General features: G+C 32.7%; 9 protein-coding genes. 4 read left to right on the forward strand and 5 right to left on the reverse strand.

Annotation, left to right across the window (positions count from 1 at the left end):
• Nucleotides 1–157: 157 nt before the first annotated feature.
• From AC1DUW_RS16865 to AC1DUW_RS16875, 3 genes are all read right to left on the reverse strand, one after another.
• On the reverse strand, nucleotides 158–376 hold the full coding sequence (locus AC1DUW_RS16865) for a hypothetical protein (protein WP_477643021.1): 219 nt from the start codon (nucleotides 374–376) through the stop codon (nucleotides 158–160).
• Between the two features lie 110 nt (nucleotides 377–486).
• Complete coding sequence (locus AC1DUW_RS16870; protein WP_477643022.1) at nucleotides 487–1,356, reverse strand: VanW family protein; 870 nt, start codon at nucleotides 1,354–1,356, stop codon at nucleotides 487–489.
• A 71-nt stretch (nucleotides 1,357–1,427) separates the two neighbouring features.
• Nucleotides 1,428–2,282 carry a hypothetical protein gene (locus AC1DUW_RS16875; RefSeq protein ID WP_252433642.1) on the reverse strand — a complete coding sequence of 285 codons (855 nt, stop codon included), beginning with the start codon at nucleotides 2,280–2,282 and terminating at the stop codon, nucleotides 1,428–1,430.
• 411 nt (nucleotides 2,283–2,693) lie between these two features.
• Between AC1DUW_RS16875 and AC1DUW_RS16880 the strand changes: the two genes are divergently transcribed.
• The 3 genes from AC1DUW_RS16880 to AC1DUW_RS16890 all read left to right on the forward strand — a co-directional run bounded on the left by AC1DUW_RS16880 (nucleotide 2,694) and on the right by AC1DUW_RS16890 (nucleotide 4,223).
• Nucleotides 2,694–2,861 carry a S8 family serine peptidase gene (locus tag AC1DUW_RS16880; RefSeq protein WP_330219142.1) on the forward strand — a complete coding sequence of 56 codons (168 nt, stop codon included), beginning with the start codon at nucleotides 2,694–2,696 and terminating at the stop codon, nucleotides 2,859–2,861.
• Between the two features lie 132 nt (nucleotides 2,862–2,993).
• Complete coding sequence (locus tag AC1DUW_RS16885) at nucleotides 2,994–3,488, forward strand: hypothetical protein (protein WP_053345487.1); 495 nt, start codon at nucleotides 2,994–2,996, stop codon at nucleotides 3,486–3,488.
• A 96-nt stretch (nucleotides 3,489–3,584) separates the two neighbouring features.
• Entirely contained in the window at nucleotides 3,585–4,223 is a 639-nt protein-coding gene (locus AC1DUW_RS16890) for a hypothetical protein (protein WP_053345486.1), read from the forward strand.
• 295 nt (nucleotides 4,224–4,518) lie between these two features.
• Here AC1DUW_RS16890 and AC1DUW_RS16895 read toward each other — a convergent pair whose 3' ends face one another.
• The gene (locus AC1DUW_RS16895) at nucleotides 4,519–5,418 is read right to left on the reverse strand and encodes a LysR family transcriptional regulator (RefSeq protein ID WP_098177555.1); all 900 of its coding nucleotides are present in this window, start codon (nucleotides 5,416–5,418) and stop codon (nucleotides 4,519–4,521) included.
• Nucleotides 5,419–5,533: 115 nt separating this feature from the next.
• On the opposite strand from AC1DUW_RS16895, the gene hutG reads away from it, so the two are divergent.
• Nucleotides 5,534–6,478 carry a formimidoylglutamase gene (gene hutG, locus AC1DUW_RS16900; protein WP_053345484.1) on the forward strand — a complete coding sequence of 315 codons (945 nt, stop codon included), beginning with the start codon at nucleotides 5,534–5,536 and terminating at the stop codon, nucleotides 6,476–6,478.
• 735 nt (nucleotides 6,479–7,213) lie between these two features.
• Here the strand turns inward: hutG and AC1DUW_RS16905 are convergent.
• Complete coding sequence (locus AC1DUW_RS16905; protein WP_269083722.1) at nucleotides 7,214–7,339, reverse strand: hypothetical protein; 126 nt, start codon at nucleotides 7,337–7,339, stop codon at nucleotides 7,214–7,216.
• Between the last annotated feature and the right edge of the window lie 385 nt (nucleotides 7,340–7,724).

The following is a 7,724-nucleotide window of genomic DNA, read 5'->3' on the forward strand; positions in this document are numbered from 1 at the left end:
GTATAAAGGTATTAGCGATAAATTGATGGTGAATTGCCTTTAACATCGCATGAATAGCAAGTTGGAAATTTGATAAACATATTCATTACTTTATTGTTTAGTCACGTTTGTTTACCGCTGCTAATTACCAATGGATCTTTGAAGGAAAGACTTTTTTTCAAATTAAGTCCCGTTGCTGCAATGATGGTAAAAACAGCGCAAGCGATTTAAATAAACAAAAGCTGATGTCTAGATATCCCATTAATTCAACACCATCACCAACGGCTTCTTTCATTTGTTCGCTCCGTTGACAAGATCCATCGCTCCACCCAAGTCTTTTGAAGACCTTGCCTGGGATCCTCCAGTTTACCAGATCATCATTTTCCGCTACTTCCATACCGCCTAAAAAAAACGATATGGCCCCACCGATTGGTGGGCCCCTAGTTTATTCAACAATTTTCACATTCATACAAAATCAAAAGCTTCCTATGATATCTAACTTGTAGCTTAGGGAACTTTCCGGGTCTTATTATTTATCATTTCTGAAGAGTAAACACTGATACTTACAGTGCCTTCTTGGGTTGTAGCACGAATTAGGATTGGTTGATTGTACTTGTTTTTAAAGCTAAAATCAGGACCATACCAGCTTACCGTAGCATCGCGGCCAGGTGGAACATAAGGAACGTGCCTCGTATGGGAATAGCGTTGAATTGTTTTCAACCCTGCATTGTCGATTGCATTATACAGAGTGGATGAAACCTGACAAATCCCTCCACCGACCCCTTCAGAAAACTCTCCTTTGACGATAACACGAGCAGGCAAATATCCTTTGTTTACTGTTCTCTTACCAACAGCTTGGTTAAAGGAAAACTTCTCACCTGGAAATACGACATAATTATTAATGGCTTCTGTAGCGAGCGAGATATTATTATAACGATTTTTATTATTCACATTAAAATAGGTTCTAAATTCACCAATCTTATTTACACGAATCTGAGCAAGTAGTTCGTTATCAACCTTTGGATGAATGGCTAGTAAGGGAACTTCTACTTTCTGTTCTCTACGTCCGTATAGAAAGGAAAAAAATTGCTCTTTAAATGCTTGATGGTATAGCTTGTAACCTATCCGCCCAGGAAGAATATTACCATTCTTGTCGATTGTGGCATTTACAGGTTCTTGATACACTTGACTGTCTATTTTTTCGATTAACTGATTGTATTTATCCACGTCCATCATAGGAACATCTAGAAATGGCATAGAAACTTCAGCGCGTTTAACAACAGCAATCGTTTGTCCTTGCTGGGTTACCGATAAGCTATCAGGAATATACACTTGTTGAACGAATAGTAAAAGGCCGGCAATCCATGTTAATCTCAGTGAAACCACCCCCACATTATTTTAATATGGGTTGGAATTTATCATTTCATGTATTCCTCATTTTACATATCCTATTTTAAGTCTTCATAGAGCGAATCCTGATCAATAAACCAACGATCAGTCAAACTGTCCCTTCGGATCATAAAATGCATAACCTTTTTTTCTTTGCCTTCTCTCTTCTTATAGATAGCCACTTGAACGGGTACATCCACGAGAAATACCCCATTTAGTTGCTCAGGTGGTTGTCTTAAAGGGTCAACAACACCAAAATATGTAATATCTTCAACAAGTTTATTGACACGATTAAGATGACTCGGATTTGATAAGGTCAGTGCTAATAATTTCTGATTTCCTTGATTAATGGCAATGGTAAAAATACGAATAAGTTCATAGGGACTTACCGTTGCTATATAATCATCAAGCTTACCAGCCGCTTTCAATACCATTAATTTATGAGAAAGATCTTCGTTTTTCAAACGATGCGTTATACTTCCAGAGAAATGAACACAGAAATGACCTGAAAAACCATTTTGAAGAGCACCAGCGCCATGTGGCATTCCATGCATAGATGCAGCAATCATTTGATTATTGATTAATACAATAATAGCTCTTCTATTCCAACTCCATTTATTATTATAAATTTTCTTCATGATTTGAGTATCTTCCTTGGTTAGTGGCTGTACATCGGCATGATGGCTACCTGCTCTTCGTTGTACTTTAAATGATAAACCAGTTTCAATATCTATAATGGTGAAATTTGTTTTATTAGGAATAATGTTGTTTACAATCTCCCAAGGCAACATCTCAATTTTAAAGCTTATAGGTACATCTTCATCTTCCCATTCAATTGCATAAACAGTGTGATTAATCATTAACACAAATAAAAAAGTAACGATAAATACTTGATAAATTTTTTTGTTTTTCATTTGAATTCTCCATTGTGTTTTTTCTTATTATTTCTGGAAACAATGATTTGAATAGCTTTAAATATTTGGAAATTCCTCCATAAAGATGTGAAAAATATGATTTAACAATTAGGGTCTAATCACGTTTAGTGAATCAGCTTTAGTCCTAAATGTATTAATAAGATGGAATGCATCGAAAATCTATGTAAACAACTCCAATCAAAATACACGGGTAGTCCTATTCCATCACCTACTGGAGAAGACAAACTGGAAGGATACATTTCGATTTCTCTTTTTACAATTAGCATATGTGGCATTGACAAATGCTAATTGTAAAGATTATTAAATGATGTGAACCGCGTCTTTCCACCGAGCTAGCCTTAGTTTATTGTCAGCTGATCCTACTTTATCAAGAAGCTTACTAGTAAAGAGTTGGATATAGTGGCTCCAGGTGAAAATGTTTTTAGTACGTATATTGACAATAATTATATATATACAAACGGAACTTCTGTGGCGACACCATATGTTGCAGGTTCAGCAGAAAAATTGGGAATCCTCATGAAAATGGGTATGGTGTCCTTGATAATACAAAAGCTTTAAAATTAGTACCTTCTAAAGAGGAAAGTTAAGACACAGACATTTTAACAATTAGCCCCTTTTACAATCCCTTTATAAGGGAAACAGTTCATTAGATTATTTATTATGGTTAAAAATAATAAGAGGAGATATCACATGAAAAAAGCTTTATTTATTAAAACTATTTTATTAATCTTAATTATTGCTATTATGGGAGCTTGTAGTAATAAAAGTACTAGTAAAGAGGAAAATGCAAATTTGAATGTTCAAATAGATAAATTAACGGATAATGAATTTAAAGAAGTACAATTGAATTACCTTAAAGACCCTAAAAAAGATGACTTTAGAAAATTTTCTCTTACCTTCCAGATAGATGGTTCTAGTAAGAAGAGAGTAAATATACCAGACTTTAAGAAAGTAATTAATACAATTGATAATCAGCAGAGATATTGGTTCGGGAATTCCTCCGAAAAAGAAAGTGATAATTCTGATATATATAAGAGCGAATTTATATTCTATTCTAAGGGGATAACGGAAGATACCATCATAAAAGCTTTTGAAGAAAAAGAAGTCAAGGTTATTTTTTACAAAAAAGATAAAATTATTGATGAAAAACAATATAATATTGGGGATTCTTTAATATTCGAATAGAATAAAGCTACACTGATTAACGTTTGCATCTCTAATTAACATAATTGACCTTATTATTTTGAGGTAAATTAATAACATACTAGGTGGTTTTCTATATTGGAATGGTTGAAACCTTTTGAAGCAAATAATCAGTTTGAAGACAATACAAACAGTCTTTTAGATTTCAGGTTCAGGGAATGTATTCCCGAATCAAATATCCAAAAAAAATATTCACTATTAACTCAATTCTTTTTATTGTTGGGTTCTCAAGATGATAATAGTGTTACTTCGTTATTTGTCGATAATAGAATTGATAATCAAGTAATCGAAGAAATTATTATGCATTTTGACAACACGAAAATTGTATTAGAAAACGAATTACCATCAGAAATAATGTTAAGTAAGCCGAATCAAGAATCTCTCTCTTTTATCAGATCGAATAAGGTAAATCCAATAATAAAAAATCTATATGGGACAATTAACAACACACAATATGAATGGAGACCTCAAAAATCATACAAGATATTATCTGAATTTATAGAGAAATACGAAGATATGGAGTTCGATGAGGTGTTAGATTGTTTAAATAACACATCACAGGGTCCTATAATTTCTCTTGCCATATCCAGTTGGACTTTAGAAGATTCTTTAAAAGATACTTTTGCAATTAGATATTTCACGCACAAATGTAAGAATGTTTATTTATGGATCGATGATGCTAATATTGTTACTACAATTCAATTAGAATTAAATTAAAATAGGACTGGTTAAAAATTAAAAGAGTAGCAATTGCTACTCTTTTAATTTTGGGCTGTTAGAGACAACATACGAAAAGCCCAGTTACCCCCTTCGGATTATTGTTTCGTGATATAAAGAATCATGAAACTGGTGTTTTTCTAGATCACTGGGGATAATAATCATACTTTTCAGGAATAACATTTTACAAACGAGATACTTCTATAGGTGCTTAATCCTCCACCCCTATTATGTGAACGTCATATGGGACCCTCGGATTATAGCTTTCTTACTACAAAAAAAGCCCCAATAGGCTTTACTCTATTGGGACTTCGAGATTGTGAAAATCAAAAATATGTTTAATAAATAAGTTAACATGTGGAGCAACAAAACGATTCTTACATGTAACTAGATACACAGTACGGTTAAAATATGATGAATCCAAATATTCAAAGTGCAATCTAGAATCATTTATACTTTCACAATATCGTTCAGGTAAGATACTGATACCTAAGTCATTTGAAATTAGTTCACAAATTGTTTCAAAGCGTTCGACGGAAAATTGTACATCGAGAGATAGATTTTCGGCTTCAAAGGCTTTGAAAATGTTATTCCTCGTTTCAAACCCATCTGAACATATAATAAAAGGGTATGGCTGAATATCCGATAATGAAATATTCGGTATCTTGAACAGTGCATGATTAACATTTGCAATTAAACATAATTTTTCAGAATATAATTTTTGTACATTTAATTCTTGGTGAGTAATTTCTTGATTTGTTAAAACAAGATGATTTTTATAATTTAGTAATGCGTTAATTACATTATCTTTACTTAATATTTCGTCTAATTGATAATGAGTTATTGATTGATGTTTATTGTAATCTCTAATTACCTGAGATATCCAATGTTTTGTTGATTCAATAATTCCGATAGACAGCTGCTTATTTCCAACTTGTTGTATTTCTGCCGATTCTATTTCAAATTGTTGGAATTTTTTTAATATTTCAGTTGCTCTTTGATAGAATAATTCTCCTGAATCTGATAGTCGAACAGAACGAGTAGACCGTTCAAGTAAAGGAAATCCAATATTATGTTCTAATTTTGTAATTGCATTGCTTAACGAGGGTTGAGAAAGGTGCAATTTTTTTGCTGCTTTTGAAAAACTCTTATTTTCTACTACAGAAATGAAATAAGTTAGTTGCCTAATATCCAAAAATGCACCCCACTTATAGTTTTTTTATATTAATATATTGAAAATACGTATTGGATATTATAAATAATAGCAGATATACTCTAATAAATAAATAATTTCTAGGGTGGGATAATAAATGTATGCAGTACCAAATATGGATTTATGGAAAGGCAGAACAGATAGTTTAATAGATAAAGATGAATTTAGAATTCATCAAATAGTTAGTGATCATTCAAAAACATCAACAAATGATTCATGCGGGATAATAGGATTCTCTTGTGATGAAGGCGTGCGCAGAAATAAAGGAAGACTTGGAAGCAAAGAAGCTCCAAATGAAATACGTAAATCCTTATCTTCTTTATCTTGGCACGGCCAATCAGCAGATAGTCTAGTTGATTTTGGAAATATCATTTGTGAAAATCAACAGTTAGAAGCAGCTCAAGCTGAATTAGGAAGTCACGTTGAGAAAATATTAACTAAAAATATGTTTCCTGTTATTTTGGGAGGCGGACATGAAACCTTTTATGGACATTATCTAGGAGTAAGGTCGCATGTTGGACCAAATGTTAAAATAGGGATCCTCAACATTGATGCTCATTTTGACTTACGTTCTTATGACCAAATGACTTCTTCTGGAACAATGTTTAAACAAATATTGGACAATGATAGTCAAGCAAGTTATTTACCTATTGGTATTCAACGTTATGGAAACACAAAAAAATTATTTAACACCGCTACCTCACTTAACTGTTCCTGGATTTATGAAGATGAATTAGTAAATGAGATTTCCAATGAAAATGAAGAGAAAATTCAAAATTTTATAAATCAAAAGGATTGTATTATATTAACACTTTGTATGGATGTTATAAACGCTTCTGAAGCACCAGGTGTTAGTGCACCTTCCTCATTTGGTCTCTCTGGAAAAATAGTTAGAGAATTAATTCGCAAAATTACTTCACATAAGAAAACTATTTCATTTGATATTTGTGAAGTAAATCCATCATTAGATTATGATAATCGCACGGTAAAACTAGCTGCTAACCTAATAAATGAAGTATTCATGTGTGTAGACAAGAAATAATAATATGACCATCGAGATCAATCACTGCTAAATATGGGCCTTCAAGTAAAGCGTTTTTAATCGTTCCTATAGTAGGTGCGTTTCTTATTGATGTTTTTGCTATGCCAATTATCAGTATAAATATATTTAAATGATAATTTGTTCATAATTTTTATTTTTTAAGCTAAACAAAAGATTAAAACCTCACTAGAAGTCGATCAATGACTTCCTGTGGGGTTTGATTAATGTACCGCATGTAGAAGTGACCACATCAACACGGATAGGGTAAAGCTTGCTAATGAAGACAGAGCTAATCACTCGCTCAAAGACATTCCACAGCCTATAGATTRCCCATGAACAATTAAGGCAAGATACGTATTATCGCTTAAACCTGTAACAGTATTACTACCTCTTTGGTTCCCTCCACAAACCAATCAAGAAATCGGACACCTTAATCTACATACATTACCTAAAAATTAAAAGGGGCCAGGTGTCCATATCAACATCTTGCCCTACATATTCGTAAACTTGTTTCGAAACTTAGTCTACTCTTTTAGTAGGGCACTATTCAAATTAAATGCTAGCCTAATAAATAGCTTTCCGTATGTCATTGCACTTATAGGTAGATTAAACTTAAAAGACTAGATTTGATAATCCTACACAAATTCACCCTCTTATAACTACGTCTCTTCCATCGATACCCCCTTCCATTTTAGGCACAAAATAAACAGATGTGGATGTACATGTTCTCTGTTTCTAGAACCAAAGATGCAAAACGGCTGCTTTTTGAAAAAGTATAGATGTTAGTTGGTCTATCGTGTTCATTGGAACCGCCTTTGGATCACTACTTCTACTGACAATAGATAGAATTTTCTTTTGCATTTCCCTTAGCCCCGATTAACTTTTGTAACTATTTCTTATCCGGAATCGTTATTTTTTATTATGCTTTAGCCGTACTGAGTAATATTACCAAGATGAAAATTATATATTTTTGATAATTTTCAAAGTTAACCTTTTCGATGTTATTGTTTTGAAATGAGGCATTTATACTAGTCCATTTATTATTGTATTTCATAAACTATCAATGACTTATAAAATAAGAATCGGAGGTTTTGAAATGTATAATAGAACATGGGCTAATGCACACAATGGTCAATGTCCACCACAATATTGTCCGCCACAAACTTTTCCTTTTCAGCATAGTCCACCTCAAATTTCACCCACAAAACAATTTGTTAAAACCAATGTCACGAACACAGTAATACGT

Source organism: Peribacillus sp. P4_C12, from assembly GCF_056402095.1.